A 16,676-nucleotide genomic window follows, 5' to 3' on the forward strand; every position below is an offset into this window, starting at 1 on the left:
GAACAACAAAGGAGGTCATAGAGATGGATTTAACATTTCATGCGACAACGATCTGTGCAGTAAGACATCAAGGGAAGTCAGCAATTGCGGGTGACGGACAGGTTACTTTTGGAAACAATGTGATTATGAAGGCGACTGCGAAGAAGGTAAGACGACTGTATCGTGGGCAAGTCATTGCTGGTTTTGCAGGCTCTGTAGCAGATGCGATTACATTGTTTGAGAAATTTGAAGGTAAGTTAGAAGAACACCATGGTAACTTGCAACGTGCTGCTGTTGAGTTAGCCAAGGATTGGCGTCAAGATCGTATCCTACGGAAATTAGAAGCACTCATGATCGTTATGGACAAAGATGGGATGTTGCTTATTTCAGGTGGTGGTGAAATTATCGAACCTGATGATGACGTCATTGCTATCGGATCAGGTGGGAATTTCGCTTTGGCTGCAGGGAGAGCGTTGAAACGTCATAATCAGGATCTTGAAGCGAAGGACATTGCTAGAGAGGCATTGCAGATTGCATCAGAAATCTGTGTGTTCACAAATGGTAATATTATTGTTGAAGAGTTGTAAAGGATGCAGTAACAATAGTTAGAGGGGTGGAGGAATACATGATGGATAATCAATCGTTAACGCCCAGACAGATCGTAAATGAGTTAGATAAATATATTGTTGGACAGAAACAAGCCAAGAAGTCGGTGGCAGTAGCTCTACGTAATCGTTATCGGCGTAATCTCCTACCTGAGGATGCGCGGGATGAGATCGTACCTAAGAACATACTGATGATTGGTCCTACGGGTGTAGGGAAGACAGAGATCGCAAGACGACTCGCAAAGTTGGTTAATGCTCCATTCGTCAAAGTTGAAGCAACCAAATTTACAGAGGTTGGATATGTGGGCCGAGATGTTGAATCGATGGTAAGAGATTTGGTTGAGACAGCGATTCGGATGGTTAAAATAGAGCGTACTGAGAAGGTGCAGGAGCGCGCTGTAGAGATGGCCAATGATCGTATTATACAATTACTCGTTCCTTCCTTTACAGGCTCTAAGACACAGAAGAATCCATTTGAGGCCCTTTTTGGGGGTGGCAACAGCGAACAGAATTCCGCTGAAGAGAAAGAGCCAGATAGTGGCGTTAAAGAGCGACGTAGACAAGTGAAGTTTAATCTTTTATCCGGTAAATTAGAGGATGATATCATTGAAATAGATGTAGAAGATTCTCACTCCTCTATGATGGATATGTTCTCAAGTCAAGGTAACGAGCAGATGGGTATGAATATGCAAGAGATGTTCGGTAATCTATTACCTCGTAAGACGAAGAAACGTAAATTAAGTATTAAAGAAGCGCGCGAGCTTCTTATCCAAGAGGAAGCTACGAAGTTGATTGATATGGATGATGTGATAACGGAATCTATTCATAGAGCGGAACAATCTGGGATTATATTTATTGATGAACTAGATAAAGTAGCAAGTCAAGGTAAAGGTACGGGGCCTGATGTTTCGCGAGAAGGTGTTCAGCGTGATATTCTACCTATTGTCGAAGGATCTACGGTTATGACCAAGTATGGACCTGTGAAGACAGACTATGTGCTATTTATAGCAGCTGGTGCCTTTCATATTGCTAAACCCTCGGATTTAATTCCAGAATTACAAGGAAGATTTCCGATTCGAGTGGAGTTAAGTAGTCTATCGCTTGAAGATTTTGTATCTATATTAACTGAACCACAGAATGCTTTGACGAAACAATATGTTAATTTACTAAAGACAGAAGATATTGATCTTGAATTCCAACCGGAAGCCATTCGTGTGATCGCGCAGATGGCAGCAACGGTTAACCAGAATACGGAAAATATTGGTGCACGTAGGCTTCACACTATTCTTGAGAAGTTATTAGAGGATTTGTCTTTTGAAGCACCTGAATTGACATTAGAGCGTATGACTATTACACCAGAATACGTAAGAGAGAAATTAGCGGATATTGCACAGGATCGAGACTTAAGTCAGTATATTCTTTAGGAACTAATGTAAGCTTATGTAATAAAAAATAATTGTTCCTTGTTTAAATGAAAATAAATTACAATTAATCCTAGAATTTCGATATTAAGAATTTGAAAACTCGTGCTAATTTCCTAGAGAGACCTATTTAAATAGAATTTAGAAAATTTGCAATTAAAAATGAGAAAAAAGCCCTCTTTTTACACAAAAGATAGGGCTTTTTTCTCATTGTAAAAAAACCCAATCAATAAGAAACTGGTATTACGACAAATATGTAAATTTTTCTACTTTAACCTCGGGTAATTTACAAGATAGTTAACAATATTTGTCGAAAAAAAAGAGGATTATCTCCTTAAATGTGGTAATATTAGTTTTGTAATATTTCAAAAAAAATTTAATGATCTGTTAAGAGATGTTTTGAATAATTCTTTATAGAAGAGGGGGAACAGAATTGAATTTGTTGAATGGATCAAGTTTTCAAAAATTAGAAGGTGCCATTCAATCGGCAAACTTAAGACAACAAGTCATTACTAATAATATTGCTAACAATGAAACACCTTACTTTAAACGTTCAGAGGTGTCTTTTGAAAGTCTTCTTAAGGAAACGATGGCTGGAGATATGCCAGTACTCAAGGGTAATAGGACCGACGCACGCCATTTTGTTATTGGGCCAACGTCATCGGTCCCTTTACCAGTTATAACAGAAGATCAATCTACGGTAATGAATAATAATTTAAATAACGTAGATATTGAGCAAGAAATGAGTCTTTTGGCTGACAATCAGCTTCGTTACAACGCCTATATTTCACAGGTGAATGAAAAGATTAAAATGATGCGCACAGCTGTTGAGGGGAGATAGAGTAAATGACACTAAGCAGTAGTTTTGGAATTAGTGCTTCTGCGCTAACTGCGCAACGCCTTCGGATGGACGTCATATCATCCAATATTGCAAATGCCCAGACGACTAGAGCAAGTGTAGTTGATGGAAAAGCTGTACCCTACCGTCGGAAGATGGTTGTTCTAACACCCAATCAAACTGATTTCTCTAGTATGCTACAGTCACAAATGAGTGGAAAAGAATCAGTAGGTGACGGTGTAAGAGTTAAGTCGATTGAGGAAGACAGTGCGCCTTTGAAACCGGTATATAATCCTACACACCCTGATGCTGATGTAGATGGCTATGTATTGATGCCAAATGTAGATATCACCAAAGAGATGGTAGATTTGATTTCTGCATCGCGTTCATATGAAGCGAATATAACTGCACTAAATGCATCTAAGGCAATGGTCATGAAAGCGTTAGAAATTGGTAGATAATATCCAGGTAACCAGTTCCTTATAAATTATAAATAGATTAGAAAGAGGAGGGGAATTAATGATTCAAAACACGATGTTTAACACCCAAGCGATTAAACCAATACAGCTGCTTGAAAATAACACGAGTCAGGTAGATAGTACACCTTCAGAGTCACTTCAGAATTTCGGCGATTATTTAAAGGACGCTATTGATCAAGTGTCAGAGCAAGAAAAAAGTGCGAGTAATATGACTGAAAAGTTGATATTAGGTGAAGTCAATGTTGATCAAGCTATGATCACCGCTGAACAGGCTTTGCTAAGTTTACAGTTTACGGCACAAGTTCGAAACAAGGCGATTGAAGCCTATCAAGAAATTATGCGGACACAAATATAATTGTAGCTAGCGAAGATTCGGGTGGGGTGACATTGTGAATGAACGAATGAGCCAATATAAGGATAAGGTCATCCAATATTGGAGTAAATTTAGTAGAATTCAAAAAACATTATTTATATCAACTATAGCTTTAATTATAATGGCAGCTATTATTCTAACGATGGTGTTCTCTAAGACAGAATATGAAGTTGCTTTTACGGAGCTAAATTCGACAGATGCAGCTGGGATTATGGCTTCACTAGATGGTAGTAGCATTCCTTACAAGTTAAGTTCAGATGGTAAAAGTATCTCAGTACCTAGTACTCTATCATCACGTGTTAAAGTGGATATTGGATCTCAAGGTATAGTAGAGAATGGCTCTATCGGATACAAGATTTTTGAAGAAAGTTCTTCAGCCATAGGTACGACAGATAGTGAATTCAATGTAAAGTATAACAACGCTTTGAATGGTGAAGTTGAACAATTATTGAAACGAATGAATGGCATACAAGATGCTAAAGTTCTAATTAATCTACCGGAAGAAAGCGTTTTTGCTGGTACTGACGATCAGAACAAAGCATCAACATCTGTTGTTTTGAAATTTAAGCCTACCTACAGCCCTAATCAAGAAGCAATCGATGGTTACTATAATCTAGTTAAAACAGCGATTCCTAATCTGCCTATGGAGAATATTACGATTTCAGATGATGAAACTGAACTACTCTCAACAGATAAAGGGGGGCAAGGGGGATTAACAACTGCGGTAGAAGCTAACTTTTCACTACAAAAGAGATTTGAGAACGATGTTCGTCTAAATGTTAAACAATTTCTTTCTAAGTTTATGGGACCTGATAAAGTAGATGTTTTAGTCGTCTCCAAGCTTAACTTCGATAAAGTACAGAGTAATGAAAAACTAGTCACGCCTGTCGATGTTGAAAACATGAAGGGGATTGAGATTAGCGTTCAAGAAATATCGAAAAACTACACGGGAACAGCAAGTCCTGATAGTGGAATCGCAGGCACAGGTGATCAGGAGGTTCCGACTTATCCAAGTAGTTCCAGTTCGGGAACTACAACTTCGGAGGAATTATCTAAGACAGTTAACTCTGAAGTCAATAGAATCACTAGAGATATTATATCTAGTCCATACACTGTGAAAGATTTAACCATTAATGTCGCAGTTGAACCACCTACGGGACAAACTTCTTTGGATGAAGATACCCGTAATGCAATTGAGAACATTCTAGTGAATATTGTAAGAGCATCCATTGCGGATTCGGGTGTTACATATACAGACGATGATTTAGCTAAGAAAGTTTCGGTCTATTCGCAATCTTTTGGTGGAAGTACTGTTGAAACAACAGGTATAAAGCTCTCACCAGCGGTATTGTGGGGGATTGGAATTGGCGCTGTTGTACTCTTAGCACTTGGAGGATATTTGATTTATAGAAATCGTAAGAATAAAGAAGAACTCGAAGAAGATGTTCCTCTTCAAGTTACTACAGAATTCCCTTCCATAACTATGGAAAGTATGACTAATGAAAGTCAAGTGCGTAAACAGCTCGAAACGTTGGCGAAGAAGAAACCGGATGAATTCGTCAACTTGCTGCGGACATGGCTGGCTGATGAATAGAGGTGGGTTTATTGGCAAAAGCAACTAGCCAGGTGTTGAGTGGTCGTCAGAAGGCAGCCTTACTACTCATCACCTTGGGACCAGAAGTATCTGCTCAAATTTTTAAACATCTACGTGATGAGGAAATCGAACAATTAACACTCGAAATTGCTAATGTCCGTCAAGTGGATGCTACAGAGAAAGAAATGATACTTGCAGAGTTTCATCAAATTTGTCTTGCTCAGGAATATATTTCTCAAGGCGGTATTAATTACGCTAAAGAAATTCTTGAGAAGGCACTGGGTCCACAAAAAGCACTTGAAGTTATTAATCGCTTAACGGCAAATCTTCAAGTTAGACCTTTTGACTTTGCTCGTAAAGCTGATCCGAATCAGATTCTAAACTTTATTCAGAATGAAAATTCACAAACGATTGCATTGGTGCTCTCTTATCTCCAATTCGAACAGTCGTCCGCGATTCTTTCTTCGTTGCCACAAGATAAACAGGCCGATGTTGCGCGTAGAATTGCTGTTATGGATAGTACATCTCCTGAAGTTTTGTATCAAGTAGAGAGAGTGCTTGAACAAAAGCTATCTTCAACAGTAACCCAAGATTTCACGAATGCTGGTGGAATTGAGTCTATCGTTCAAATACTGAATGGTGTTGATAGAGGTACTGAACGTACCATTCTCGATGCTCTAGAAATTCAAGATCCTGAATTAGCTGAAGAAATTAAGAAACGTATGTTTGTGTTCGAAGATATCGTTAATGTTGATGATCGATCCATACAACGTATTATTCGGGATATTGAGAATGCCGATCTTCAACTTGCGCTTAAAGTGGCTAGTGAAGAGGTGCGGGATGTTGTCTTCCGGAATATGTCTAAACGGATGTCTGAATCGTTCAAGGAAGAAATGGAGTTTATGGGCCCAGTAAGGTTGCGTGATGTTGAGGAAGCTCAGACACGTATTGTGGGTACGATTCGTAGATTAGAAGAGTCTGGTGAGATCATTATTGCCCGCGGTGGGGGAGATGATATTATTGTCTAATTTGATCAAAAATTCCCAATATGTGCCTATAGAAGTGCTGAAGGAATTGGATCTAGCAAGACAGTATATTACGACAGAAGCGGAGCCTTCCGAGGAGTTGGAAGTAGACGTTGTTGAACCAATCGTAATACGGGTAGATGCTGAGACAGAACGTTTGAAGGCAGAAATGCTCCGAGATGCTCAGGAATTTGCAGAAAGACAGATTCGTGAGTCATCAGATGAAGCGGAACGTATAATGACTTCTGCTAATGAAACGATTGAACAATGGTGGGTTGAACGTAGAGAACAAGATGAGCATTTAATAGAAGTTCTGAAATCAGAGGGATTTGAGCAAGGTTATAACGAAGGCAAAGTTAAAGCAGAGGAAGAGCTTCGTTTGAAAGTGGAAGAAATGATGAATGAAGCTCAGAATGTGCTTGAAGAGGCTTATCAGACTAAGAATCAAATCATTCAGGAAGCTGAGCCCTTCTTAGTAGAATTAAGTACATCTATTGCTGAAAAGGTTATTGATAAACAATTAACGCTCGAAACTGATTTTATGATTGAACTAATCAAAAGAAGCCTTTCGCGGAAGAGGGAACAAGGTGTCATTACGTTATGTGTGTCACCTTCGCACTATGCTTTTATAGAGGCTGCGAGAGAAGAACTTAGTCTTGCTATTGATTCTCAGGCTGAACTGAAAATTATACCAGATGCTACAGTGAAGGATCGTGGATGTGTAATCAGATCTTCCTTTGGTAGTGTGGATGCTCGAATTGATACCCAACTTACAGAAATTAAAAAAGAGCTGGTCCGTATAGCACTTGATAATGAGGAGCGAGGAAATCAGGATGAAGGTGCTTGATAGCCAGCGATATATTGATCAGTTAGGTCCATTAGATCCTGTGAGGGTAAATGGAAAAGTAACACAGGTTATTGGTCTAATGGTAGAGTCGGAAGGTCCTGATGCTAACATTGGTGATGTATGTTTAATCTATCCTAGTAAGAGCTCAAAACCACTTCAAGCAGAGGTAGTCGGTTTTCGCGACAATAAAGTACTCTTGATGCCATTGGGAGAACTGCAGTCAATAGGTCCTGGTTGTGACGTTGTAGGGACAGGAAAACCGCTTAGTATTCAGGTTGGATCTGAGCTGTTGGGGAAAGTACTAGATGGTTTAGGTCAGCCTTTGGATGGGTCGATGATTCCAACACGAATGGCATTTAGCTCGACCTTTAAAGCGCCCTCTAATCCTCTTAATCGTCCTAGGGTGCTTGAACCTATTAGCATAGGCGTGAGAGCTATTGATGGTCTGTTGAGCATTGGTAAGGGGCAACGCGTAGGGATCTTTGCGGGATCTGGTGTAGGTAAAAGTACACTGATGGGAATGATCGCTAGAAATACATCTGCTGATGTCAATGTCATAGCTCTTATCGGTGAGCGTGGGCGTGAAGTATTAGATTTCATTGAACGTGATCTAGGACCAGAAGGCTTGAAGCGTTCTGTTGTTATTGTCGCTACTTCGGATCAACCCGCATTAATTCGTATTAAAGGTGCTTTGATAGCAACAACGATTGCCGAGTATTTCCGCGATCGAGGTATGAATGTCATGTTGATGATGGATTCGGTTACTCGATATGCAATGGCCCAGCGTGAGGTAGGACTTGCAGTTGGTGAACCACCAGCAATGAGAGGTTATACTCCATCGGTTTTTGCAAATCTACCTAAGTTGTTAGAGAGAGCAGGAACGGGGCCTACAGGATCTATTACTGCCTTCTACACCGTATTGGTCGATGGTGATGATATGAATGAACCTATAGCCGATGCAGTTCGCGGTATATTAGATGGACATATTGTATTGGATAGAAATATTGCAAATAAGGGTCATTTTCCAGCGATTGATATATTGGCCAGTATTTCACGTGTCATGAAGGATATTTCGCCGGATGAACAAAATGCTGCAGCCGAAAACTTCAAAAGATTGCTCGCGGTCTATAAAGAATCCGAGGATTTAATTAATATTGGTGCATACCAGAGAGGTTCTAATGCGGGCATTGATGAGTCTATGGACTTCATTGAGAGTATTTGGGACTTTAGTAAGCAAAAAGTAGATGAAAAGGTCACACTGGCAGAAGTGCGAGAGCGATTAATTTCTGAATTTTCAAGGAGATGACCACTGAAGAATGCGATTTCACTATGCGTTTCAGAATATTGTAGATTTGAAAAGTAATGAAAAAAGTCAAGCGGAGTGGATGTTATCAACCGCGATCGGTAAACTTCAGGATGAAGAACGATCATTGCGTGAACTTCAAACTAGTCGTAAGCAAATGGCTGATCAGCTACAGTCTGATATTGAGAATGCAGCATCTGTTGCTAAGATTAGAGAAATTCAGACCTATGTAGATCATTTGGATCAATGTATTAAAAGAAAACACACAGATGTTCATAGAGCCAATGTGGTTGTCATTAAGAGCAAAGATCATTTAACAACCAAGATGCTCGATGAAAAGGTATGGATGAAATCACGTGAGAAGGAAAAAGATAAATTTCAGCATGAAATGCTCCTCAAGGAACAAAACGAACTGGATGAAATAGCGACTGTAAGATTTGCTATGAACAGCCGATAGAAACATCATCGGAGGGTGCACTAAATGTTTGGCCCCTTAGGGAGGAATAAGAGTGGCTCAAAATGATTTTGAAGTTGAGAAGGAATCATCAGGAGGATTTGAACGTTTTTTGTTATTTATGATTCCTATCGTTTTTACTATTGTTCTTCTTGGTGTCCTGCTAGCTCTCTTTAATCCCAATATTCGTAACACTTTCCTGGAGCTTGCTAACAAGGTTCCTATTGTTGAAAAGTGGGTTCCAGATCCGAGCCTTGATCCAGAGAAAAGCAAATTAGATAAAACGAAGGATCAGCTCAAAAGTACTGAAGCTACGAATCAAGAGCTTAAAGTGAAGCTTAGTGAGCAAGAAGCCGCATTGGTAAAGGCGAATGAAGGTAAGAGCGAGCGAGAAAGTAAGGTGAACGAACTTCAAGCGCAAATTGATGAAATGAAGCAGGAAACAGCTGATAAAGCAGCGGCTGCTGCACAGGGTGGGGAAACAGAAGTTAGTAGCTATCAGAAGCAGATCAATGATCTAGCTAAGATGTATTCTGATATGAATCCTAGCAAATCAGCACTTATTATTCAGAATTTGACACTTGAAGAGATTGTACTTTTGTTCGAAGCCATGAAGACCCCAAATAAAGTGGCGATTATGGAAAAAATGGACCCTAAGATTGCTGCTGACGTGACGGTTATGTTGAAGGAAGCTAAATCTTCGACTGACCAACAGGTGGCGGCGTTACAGTCTAGATTAAAGAAAAATCAGACATCAACTACTTCAACGCCAGATTTAACAAATCTAAATAAGAGCCAGATTAGCCAAACCTTTGCTACGATGACACCGCAGAGTGCGGCGGAGCTTTTATTTCAAACGTACAAGATTAGCCCTGATAAAGTATTGACCGTATTGAATTCAGTAGACGATGCTACAAGATCAGCAATTCTAGGGAAAATGTCTTCTATTGATTCAGTTACAACAGCTAAAATCTTGAACAAGCTTATGAGTGTTAAGTAGAGCTAATTGTCAGTGTATCATGATCCATGAAAGGAGGTGAAAATACGATGACGTTAATATCTCAAAGTATGAACATGAATACTTCCGCGACTACTAATGGTGGAACATTAAGTGCGAAGGTAACGAGTGATAGTGCTGTTACTACTTCGCTCGCTGCCAGTGGATCAACACTTGAATTTGATCAGGCATTGGCGCAACTTATGCTAGGTGTAGCAGCCGAGCTTCAAGTATCAACAACTGGAACTTCAACTTTGTTAGGATTGCTACAAAGTGTGTCTGTGGATAGTGTTGAGGAAGAGGAAGTAAATAAGTCGCTGACTCCAATGTTAGAAGGACTGCTTAGTGAAGTGGAAAAGCTAGATGATGTAATAGCAGAAGACCCGTCATTAATGTTAGTACTTCAAACTTGGTTGCAACAAGTCAATGTCACAATAAATGAGAATGATCAAGTTACACATGAGGCTGATCAAGGAGAAAATGATTCTCTGTCGCTCCTAGCGGAACATCCTTCAACGATTAAATTTGCTGTACAGGATGCTCTAACACAGCTAGTTTCTAAGCTACAGACTCGTGATACTTCGGTGAATGAAATTACTCAGGCAGTACAATTATTAAGTTCTTTTAAGGGTCTAGTAGAGGGAACATTAACGGCGGATTCACAACAGTCCAAATCTTCAGTATCAACCCCTTTACAATCAAGTAATCCGGTAGTTTCTGTAGACCTTACAAGCAAGAATACACAAGCTGTAAGCAATATACCCGCAGATACGACAGTGGTTGAGATGAAGGCAGCAACGACGACGCCAGTTTTACAGTTGAATCAACTTAGACAGGGACTGGAGCAATCCAATCAACCTACAGTTTTCAATGCTTTAGAAACAGTTGAAGCGACTACTGAAATGATAACCAATGAAGAACTTAATCATTCAGAGCAAAGTACCGTTACAGTGGGTCAACTTGCAATGAGAGATGGGTTAAAGGCCCCGTTAGCAGTTGCACCATCACCTGTGCCCGTTGAACAGTTTACTACTGAGATCACAAAATTTATCGTTAATAAGTTAGATATTGTAAAGACCAATGGAATGACAGAAGCTAAGATCTCTCTCTATCCAGAACATTTAGGACAAGTTGACATCAAAATTACCATGTTAAACGGGCAAATGGTTGCTAGTTTTATGACGGAACATGCTGGAACTAAGGATTTGTTAGAACAGCAAATGTCACAGCTTAGATCGGCTCTGCAATCACAAGGCTTAAATGTTGAGAAGTTGGTAGTTACACAAAACCAATCTCTTCAATCTCAAATGTATCATGATGGTCGTCAGCCAAATTCTGGCCAGCAGGAATCTAATCGCAGATCGAAAGAGCGCGAGGGTCATTCTGATGACTCGCTAGTAGTTGCAGAACTAACTGAAGAAATAAATGAGTGGTTAAGCAGGCAAGAAGGATCAAGTGAAGTTAGTACATTTACAGCTAAAGCATAGAGATGGAGGTGATAAAGATGGCTTCAGACATTATATCGACAAAAAATATGTGGCCGAACTACTCCGCTGCAAACGTTGCAACTGCAAGTAAAAAGGATACACAAACCATGGGTAAGGATCAGTTCTTGAAGATCATGATCACACAATTACAGAATCAAGACCCTACACAGCCCTTGGAAGACAAAGAATTTATTGCTCAGATGGCTCAATTCACATCTGTAGAGCAGCTGATGAATATCTCGACTCAGTTGTCTGCCTTAAACCAATCACTTGGTAGTGTCTCAGGATTAATCGGTGCTAAAGTTAGTTGGGTTGTAGATGGTGATCAAAGTACCGGAGGTAGCTCACAAATTAACAGTGGTATTGTGAACTCAATCATTATTCGTGATGGCGTTCAATATGCTTCTGTAGGTGATCTAGCTATCCCTGTGACCAAAATTATTGAAATAGCTAATCCCACAGAAGATAGCACAACACCAAGTGTGCCTGACTCTACTAGTGACGTTAATCCTGTAAGTGCTGCTAATCAGAAGGCTAACACTTCTTCTGAACTGGATTCTGATGCAGAATCAGAGGTAAGTGGGAAGGAAATATGAGTGATCGGATGACCATTGGTCAACTTTATCCTGCCCCAATACATCCAGTTACTCAATCTTCTAGTCAAAGAGTTTCAAAAGGCGAGCAGAATAGTGGCTCTTTTGAACAACTTTTACAGGAAAACATGCTTAAATTTAGTAACCATGCTATCAAGAGACTTGAGCAGCGGGGGATTGAGATTAAGCAAGAACAAATGGCAAGCATCTCTAACGCTGTTAATCAAGCGGCAGCAAAAGGTAGTAAAGAATCATTAATTTTGTTTAAGGATATGGCTCTTATTGTAAGTGTTCCTAATCGTACTGTCGTAACTGCAATGGATGGGAATTCTATGAAAGATAATGTTTTTACTCAAATTGATAGTGCTGTCATTATTTCATAACTGGCTGGCCCGAATAGGAGAGCCAGTGGACTTGCGGATCGATTGATGCAGTCCATGTACTTAACAAGGAGGAATAATATAAATGTTAAGATCTATGTATTCAGGCGTATCAGGTATGAGAGGGTTTCAAACTAAACTCGATGTCATTGGTAATAATATCGCGAACGTTAACACTACTGGATTTAAATCAAGTCGCATTATGTTTAAAGACATCATGAGCCAAACTACGTCTGGTGTGACTGCACCGGTAGAAGGAGAATCAGGGGGAGTTAATGCTCAACAAATTGGGTTGGGTGTAACTATAGGTTCGATTGATACGATACATTTAGCGGGTAGTGCCATGACAACGAATGTCCCTACGGATTTGCGTATTGATGGGAATGGATTCTTCATGGTGAAGCTATCCGAAGATCAAGAGGTTCCTTTCTTAACTCGTGCAGGTAACTTCAAAATTGATGCTAACCGAAATCTGGTTACTAGCGATGGAATGTTTGTTACAGATGTCGGCGGTGGAATTATTCAAATCGAAGATGAGGTTACGGCATTTACTATAGGATCGGACGGCTTCATCAATCAGAAGATGGCGGATGGAACGTCAGCGCAGGGGGCTCAGATTGGGATTGGTATGGTGTTAAACCCTGAGGGTCTTGAGAAAATAGGAGGAAATTTGTATCGAATGACTCTGAATGCTAATCCAGAGGGTGAACTTGAGGGAGTGGCTGCTAATAGCGCTGAAGAAGGATCAGGAGCTATTGTTGCAGGTCAACTCGAAATGTCTAACGTAGAGTTAACAGGCGAATTCACTGAGATGATCATTGCACAACGTGGTTTCCAAGCGAATTCACGAATAATTACTACATCAGATGAAATTCTCCAAGAAGTTGTCAATCTGAAACGTTAATGAGGTAACGGGAGGGGGGAGGCCCTCTCCCAAATATTCATAGGAGGCTTACTATGATTTCAGTAACACGATTAAATGGTACTCAAATGTGGTTAAATGCTCTATTAATTGAAACGGTAGAGGAAACCCCTGACACATACATAACCTTAGTGACAGGTAAAAGATTAATTGTTCTTGAGAAGGCTGTCGATATCATCGTGTTAGTGAAACAATACAACCAAGAAATCGGCGTTAATAATGCCACTATTAAAGTGCAACAAATGGAGGAATCCCCATGAAAAAGATGCTGCCCTGGCTAATTACAATTCTGTTAGCCATTACGCTCATAGTACTTGCTGCATTCTTGGTAATGTCCAATTGGTTCAGTAATGATAGGAATGATGTCCCTTCAGCTGTTCAATCAGTAGATACTAAATATATGTCGGCTGATGAAATTGTTGAAGTTACATCAGAGATTAACGATATTAAAACGAATCTAGTAGATACCGATTATATCGTAATGATGAATTTGGCGTTCCAATTAGATACAGTGAAGTCAAAAGAAGAGTTTGACAAAATTAAAGAAATCAAAATCAAACCCATTATCCTTAAAACACTTGCGGATACAAAGCCAGAGGATCTTAAAGGCGCTAGTGGTAAAGATCAATTTAACGCTAAATTGATCAATTTGATCAATAAAACTTTGACCGCAGGAAAATTAACACAAATTGAGATCACCTACTTTTTACTAGCACCAATTTAATTAACTAACTGGAATCATGTAAGGGGGTGAGATGATTGGTTGATGTATTATCACAAAACGAGATTGACGCCCTGCTCGCTGCACTTTCTTCAGGGGAAATGGATGCGGAGGAGCTTAAAAAGGAAGATACGCAGAAAAAGGTTCGCTCATATGATTTTAAGAGAGCAGTACGTTTTTCTAAAGATCATATTCGAAGCTTAACTCGTATCCATGAAAATTTTGCTCGTTACTTGACAACTTATTTTTCAGCGCAGCTTAGAACTTTTGTTCAAATAAGCGTTGTGCAGGTTGAACAACTACCTTATGATGAGTTCATTCGTTCGATCCCTAAGATGACGATCCTTAATATCTTTGAGGCTGAACCACTGAAAGGTAGAATGGTGATGGAAGTTCATCCAAACGTGGCATACGCTATGCTGGATCGCTTGTTAGGGGGAGTAGGGAATGCACCTTCCAAAATTAATTCGCTGACCGAAATAGAAACAACAATTATGGAGCGAATATTTGGAGGAGCGTTCGAAAGCTTACATGAATCTTGGAAGACTGTCTTGGACATCTCTCCCCGCATGGAAGCGATGGAGACGAATCCACAGTTTATGCAAATCGTATCACCTAATGAAACGATTGCATTGATTTCTCTAAGCACCAAAATTGGCGATACAACAGGTATGATTAACCTTTGTATACCTCATGTAGTCTTAGAACCTATAATGTCAAAATTATCAGCACATCAGTGGTTTGTATCAGAAAAGAAAATCAGTCAGCCTCTTGAAGTTGAATCTTTGAAGCAGCGCGTAAGAAATGCCAATTTGAAGATTGTAGCAGAACTTGGTGAATCTAAATTAACTATATCAGAATTTTTGGGATTGTGTGCTGGAGATGTCATCAGTTTGAATAAGCCGGTTCATTCTGGACTGTCGATCAAAGTAGGAGATAAATTAAAGTTTATTGGGAGTCCAGGTACTTTGAAAGATCGAGTTGCTGTACAGATTGATGAGATTGTCACCGAAGGAGTTGAAGAACATGACGAGTAAAGATTATTTGTCACAAGAGGAAATAGATGCCCTATTAAGACAATCAGAAGATAGTGATGTAACTAGTGGCGTAAGTCATATTGATGATTACTTGACTCCACTTGAACAAGATGCATTGGGCGAAATTGGGAATATTACATTTGGGAGTGCAGCAACAGCTCTTTCGACACTACTAGGTAAGAAAGTTGACATTACTACACCGACAGTATCTATGATTACACGATCACAATTTAATGATGAGTTTCCAAAACCTCATGTCGCTGTTCATGTAACTTATGTAGATGGATTTGAAGGGATTAATTCTCTCGTAATTAAGACTAGAGATGCCCAAGTCATAGCTGATTTAATGCTAGGTGGGGACGGTAATCCCCAAGACGAAGAATTGAATGAAATACATGTTAGTGCCGTTCAGGAAGCCATGAATCAAATGATGGGATCATCGGCGACATCGATGTCTACGATTTTCAATCGTTTCGTGAATATTTCTCCTCCAGGAATAAACATTTTGGATATGTCAAGTGGCGATGGAGTCAATAGTCTTCCATCAGAAGAAAATCTAGTTAAAATCTCCTTCAGATTAACCATTGGTGATTTAATAGATTCCACCATAATGCAACTATTAACGGTTAAATTCTCTAAAGATATGGTGAATTTATTAATTAATGGGACAGAAGAGCCTGAACAAGTGCCTGAACAAGTGCCTGAAGTTGTAGCAACTACAAGCGCACCTTCACAAGCTGTAAACAATAATGCGCAGAACATGCAACAAGCGCCATCTAATCCGTTGCCACCGCAAGCAGGATATGGCGGTCAGCCTGAAATGCCATACTCGGGTGGATATGATCCCAATCAGCAAATGCAACACGCAAACCATCCACAACACTTTGGTGGGATGCCTAATAGGAATGTTAATGTACAACCTATACAGTTTGCTAATTTCCAGAATAATCCACAAATTCAAGTAGATCAAAACAATTTAAATTTATTGATGGACATTCCTCTTAAAGTCACCGTAGAATTAGGTAGGACCCATAAGCAAATTAAGGATATTCTAGAACTGTCCCAAGGTTCTATCGTTGAATTGGACAAGCTTGCAGGTGAGCCAGTTGATATTCTGGTGAACAACAAGTTGATCGCTAAAGGCGAAGTGGTTGTTATCGACGAGAATTTCGGTGTACGTGTGATAGATATTGTTAGCCAGTGGGACCGAATACAACAAATACAATAAGTAGTAGTTAGGGAGGATTTTTAACCAATGGCAAACAGAATTTTAATAGTTGATGATGCTGCATTTATGAGAATGATGATTCGTGACATTTTGACTAAAAATGGTTTTGAGGTAGTAGGAGAAGCACAGGATGGTGCTCAAGCTATTGAAAAATTTAAGGAAGTTCGTCCAGATTTAATTACAATGGACATTACCATGCCTGAAATGGATGGAATCACAGCACTAAAAGAAATTAAGAAAATAGATCCTAGTGCTAAAGTTATTATGTGTTCTGCAATGGGACAACAAGCCATGGTAATCGATGCTATTCAAGCAGGGGCAAAAGACTTTATTGTTAAACCATTTCAGTCTGACCGTGTTGTAGAAGCTATTAACAAAACATTAGGAGTGTAA

General features: G+C 39.6%; 20 protein-coding genes. All 20 read left to right on the plus strand.

The window, feature by feature from the left end; all coding sequences use genetic code 11:
• Positions 1–23 precede the first annotated feature (23 nt).
• The gene (hslV, locus tag J2T13_RS15840; RefSeq protein WP_429372936.1) at positions 24–566 is read left to right on the plus strand and encodes an ATP-dependent protease subunit HslV; all 543 of its coding nucleotides are present in this window, start codon (positions 24–26) and stop codon (positions 564–566) included.
• A 41-nt stretch (positions 567–607) separates the two neighbouring features.
• Positions 608–2,008 (plus strand): ATP-dependent protease ATPase subunit HslU, encoded by a 1,401-nt coding sequence (gene hslU, locus J2T13_RS15845; RefSeq protein ID WP_429373097.1) that lies wholly within the window; start codon positions 608–610, stop codon positions 2,006–2,008.
• A 430-nt stretch (positions 2,009–2,438) separates the two neighbouring features.
• Positions 2,439–2,846: a flagellar basal body rod protein FlgB gene (gene flgB, locus J2T13_RS15850; protein ID WP_429372938.1), complete on the plus strand. Its 408-nt coding sequence runs from the start codon at positions 2,439–2,441 to the stop codon at positions 2,844–2,846.
• A 5-nt stretch (positions 2,847–2,851) separates the two neighbouring features.
• On the plus strand, positions 2,852–3,304 hold the full coding sequence (flgC, locus tag J2T13_RS15855) for a flagellar basal body rod protein FlgC (protein WP_429372940.1): 453 nt from the start codon (positions 2,852–2,854) through the stop codon (positions 3,302–3,304).
• 58 nt (positions 3,305–3,362) lie between these two features.
• Positions 3,363–3,677 carry a flagellar hook-basal body complex protein FliE gene (gene fliE / locus J2T13_RS15860; RefSeq protein WP_429372942.1) on the plus strand — a complete coding sequence of 105 codons (315 nt, stop codon included), beginning with the start codon at positions 3,363–3,365 and terminating at the stop codon, positions 3,675–3,677.
• Positions 3,678–3,711: 34 nt separating this feature from the next.
• Positions 3,712–5,289: a flagellar basal-body MS-ring/collar protein FliF gene (gene fliF, locus J2T13_RS15865; protein ID WP_429372944.1), complete on the plus strand. Its 1,578-nt coding sequence runs from the start codon at positions 3,712–3,714 to the stop codon at positions 5,287–5,289.
• Positions 5,290–5,300: 11 nt separating this feature from the next.
• On the plus strand, positions 5,301–6,317 hold the full coding sequence (fliG, locus tag J2T13_RS15870; protein ID WP_429372946.1) for a flagellar motor switch protein FliG: 1,017 nt from the start codon (positions 5,301–5,303) through the stop codon (positions 6,315–6,317).
• Positions 6,310–7,161, plus strand: a complete 852-nt coding sequence (locus J2T13_RS15875) for a FliH/SctL family protein (protein ID WP_429372948.1) — start codon at positions 6,310–6,312, stop codon at positions 7,159–7,161. Before fliG ends, J2T13_RS15875 begins: the two co-directional genes overlap by 8 nt.
• Positions 7,148–8,467, plus strand: coding sequence for a flagellar protein export ATPase FliI (gene fliI, locus J2T13_RS15880; RefSeq protein WP_429372950.1), 1,320 nt, complete (start codon positions 7,148–7,150; stop codon positions 8,465–8,467). Before J2T13_RS15875 ends, fliI begins: the two co-directional genes overlap by 14 nt.
• A gap of 10 nt (positions 8,468–8,477) precedes the next feature.
• Positions 8,478–8,921, plus strand: coding sequence for a flagellar export protein FliJ (fliJ, locus tag J2T13_RS15885; protein ID WP_429372952.1), 444 nt, complete (start codon positions 8,478–8,480; stop codon positions 8,919–8,921).
• Positions 8,922–8,973: 52 nt separating this feature from the next.
• Entirely contained in the window at positions 8,974–9,918 is a 945-nt protein-coding gene (locus J2T13_RS15890) for a MotE family protein (RefSeq protein WP_429372954.1), read from the plus strand.
• 47 nt (positions 9,919–9,965) lie between these two features.
• Complete coding sequence (locus J2T13_RS15895) at positions 9,966–11,402, plus strand: flagellar hook-length control protein FliK (RefSeq protein WP_429372956.1); 1,437 nt, start codon at positions 9,966–9,968, stop codon at positions 11,400–11,402.
• A gap of 17 nt (positions 11,403–11,419) precedes the next feature.
• On the plus strand, positions 11,420–11,998 hold the full coding sequence (locus J2T13_RS15900) for a flagellar hook capping FlgD N-terminal domain-containing protein (protein ID WP_429372958.1): 579 nt from the start codon (positions 11,420–11,422) through the stop codon (positions 11,996–11,998).
• The gene (locus J2T13_RS15905) at positions 11,995–12,378 is read left to right on the plus strand and encodes a TIGR02530 family flagellar biosynthesis protein (protein ID WP_429372960.1); all 384 of its coding nucleotides are present in this window, start codon (positions 11,995–11,997) and stop codon (positions 12,376–12,378) included. Before J2T13_RS15900 ends, J2T13_RS15905 begins: the two co-directional genes overlap by 4 nt.
• An 82-nt stretch (positions 12,379–12,460) precedes the next feature.
• On the plus strand, positions 12,461–13,279 hold the full coding sequence (locus J2T13_RS15910) for a flagellar hook-basal body complex protein (RefSeq protein WP_429372962.1): 819 nt from the start codon (positions 12,461–12,463) through the stop codon (positions 13,277–13,279).
• Positions 13,280–13,332: 53 nt separating this feature from the next.
• On the plus strand, positions 13,333–13,557 hold the full coding sequence (locus J2T13_RS15915) for a flagellar FlbD family protein (RefSeq protein WP_429372963.1): 225 nt from the start codon (positions 13,333–13,335) through the stop codon (positions 13,555–13,557).
• Positions 13,554–14,021 (plus strand): flagellar basal body-associated FliL family protein, encoded by a 468-nt coding sequence (locus J2T13_RS15920; protein WP_429372965.1) that lies wholly within the window; start codon positions 13,554–13,556, stop codon positions 14,019–14,021. The genes J2T13_RS15915 and J2T13_RS15920 overlap by 4 nt, the downstream gene beginning before the upstream one ends.
• 35 nt (positions 14,022–14,056) lie before the next feature.
• Positions 14,057–15,055, plus strand: coding sequence for a flagellar motor switch protein FliM (gene fliM / locus J2T13_RS15925; RefSeq protein ID WP_429372967.1), 999 nt, complete (start codon positions 14,057–14,059; stop codon positions 15,053–15,055).
• Positions 15,045–16,283 carry a flagellar motor switch phosphatase FliY gene (gene fliY, locus J2T13_RS15930; RefSeq protein WP_429372969.1) on the plus strand — a complete coding sequence of 413 codons (1,239 nt, stop codon included), beginning with the start codon at positions 15,045–15,047 and terminating at the stop codon, positions 16,281–16,283. Before fliM ends, fliY begins: the two co-directional genes overlap by 11 nt.
• A gap of 27 nt (positions 16,284–16,310) precedes the next feature.
• Positions 16,311–16,676 carry a response regulator gene (locus tag J2T13_RS15935; protein ID WP_068596933.1) on the plus strand — a complete coding sequence of 122 codons (366 nt, stop codon included), beginning with the start codon at positions 16,311–16,313 and terminating at the stop codon, positions 16,674–16,676.

Source organism: Paenibacillus sp. DS2015 (assembly GCF_050433705.1).
Taxonomy (GTDB): Bacteria; Bacillota; Bacilli; order Paenibacillales; family Paenibacillaceae; genus Paenibacillus_AQ.

What these genes read in the sequence shown, in the direction of transcription:
- hslV (WP_429372936.1), top strand. Translation starts at nt 24, where the DNA reads ATGGATTTAACATTTCATGCGACAACGATCTGTGCAGTAAGACATCAA.
- hslU (WP_429373097.1), top strand. Translation starts at nt 608, where the DNA reads ATGGATAATCAATCGTTAACGCCCAGACAGATCGTAAATGAGTTAGAT.
- flgC (WP_429372940.1), top strand. Translation starts at nt 2,852, where the DNA reads ATGACACTAAGCAGTAGTTTTGGAATTAGTGCTTCTGCGCTAACTGCG.
- fliE (WP_429372942.1), top strand. Translation starts at nt 3,363, where the DNA reads ATGATTCAAAACACGATGTTTAACACCCAAGCGATTAAACCAATACAG.
- fliI (WP_429372950.1), top strand. Translation starts at nt 7,148, where the DNA reads ATGAAGGTGCTTGATAGCCAGCGATATATTGATCAGTTAGGTCCATTA.
- fliJ (WP_429372952.1), top strand. Translation starts at nt 8,478, where the DNA reads ATGCGATTTCACTATGCGTTTCAGAATATTGTAGATTTGAAAAGTAAT.
- J2T13_RS15895 (WP_429372956.1), top strand. Translation starts at nt 9,966, where the DNA reads ATGACGTTAATATCTCAAAGTATGAACATGAATACTTCCGCGACTACT.
- J2T13_RS15900 (WP_429372958.1), top strand. Translation starts at nt 11,420, where the DNA reads ATGGCTTCAGACATTATATCGACAAAAAATATGTGGCCGAACTACTCC.
- J2T13_RS15905 (WP_429372960.1), top strand. Translation starts at nt 11,995, where the DNA reads ATGAGTGATCGGATGACCATTGGTCAACTTTATCCTGCCCCAATACAT.
- J2T13_RS15910 (WP_429372962.1), top strand. Translation starts at nt 12,461, where the DNA reads ATGTTAAGATCTATGTATTCAGGCGTATCAGGTATGAGAGGGTTTCAA.
- J2T13_RS15915 (WP_429372963.1), top strand. Translation starts at nt 13,333, where the DNA reads ATGATTTCAGTAACACGATTAAATGGTACTCAAATGTGGTTAAATGCT.
- J2T13_RS15920 (WP_429372965.1), top strand. Translation starts at nt 13,554, where the DNA reads ATGAAAAAGATGCTGCCCTGGCTAATTACAATTCTGTTAGCCATTACG.
- fliY (WP_429372969.1), top strand. Translation starts at nt 15,045, where the DNA reads ATGACGAGTAAAGATTATTTGTCACAAGAGGAAATAGATGCCCTATTA.
- J2T13_RS15935 (WP_068596933.1), top strand. Translation starts at nt 16,311, where the DNA reads ATGGCAAACAGAATTTTAATAGTTGATGATGCTGCATTTATGAGAATG.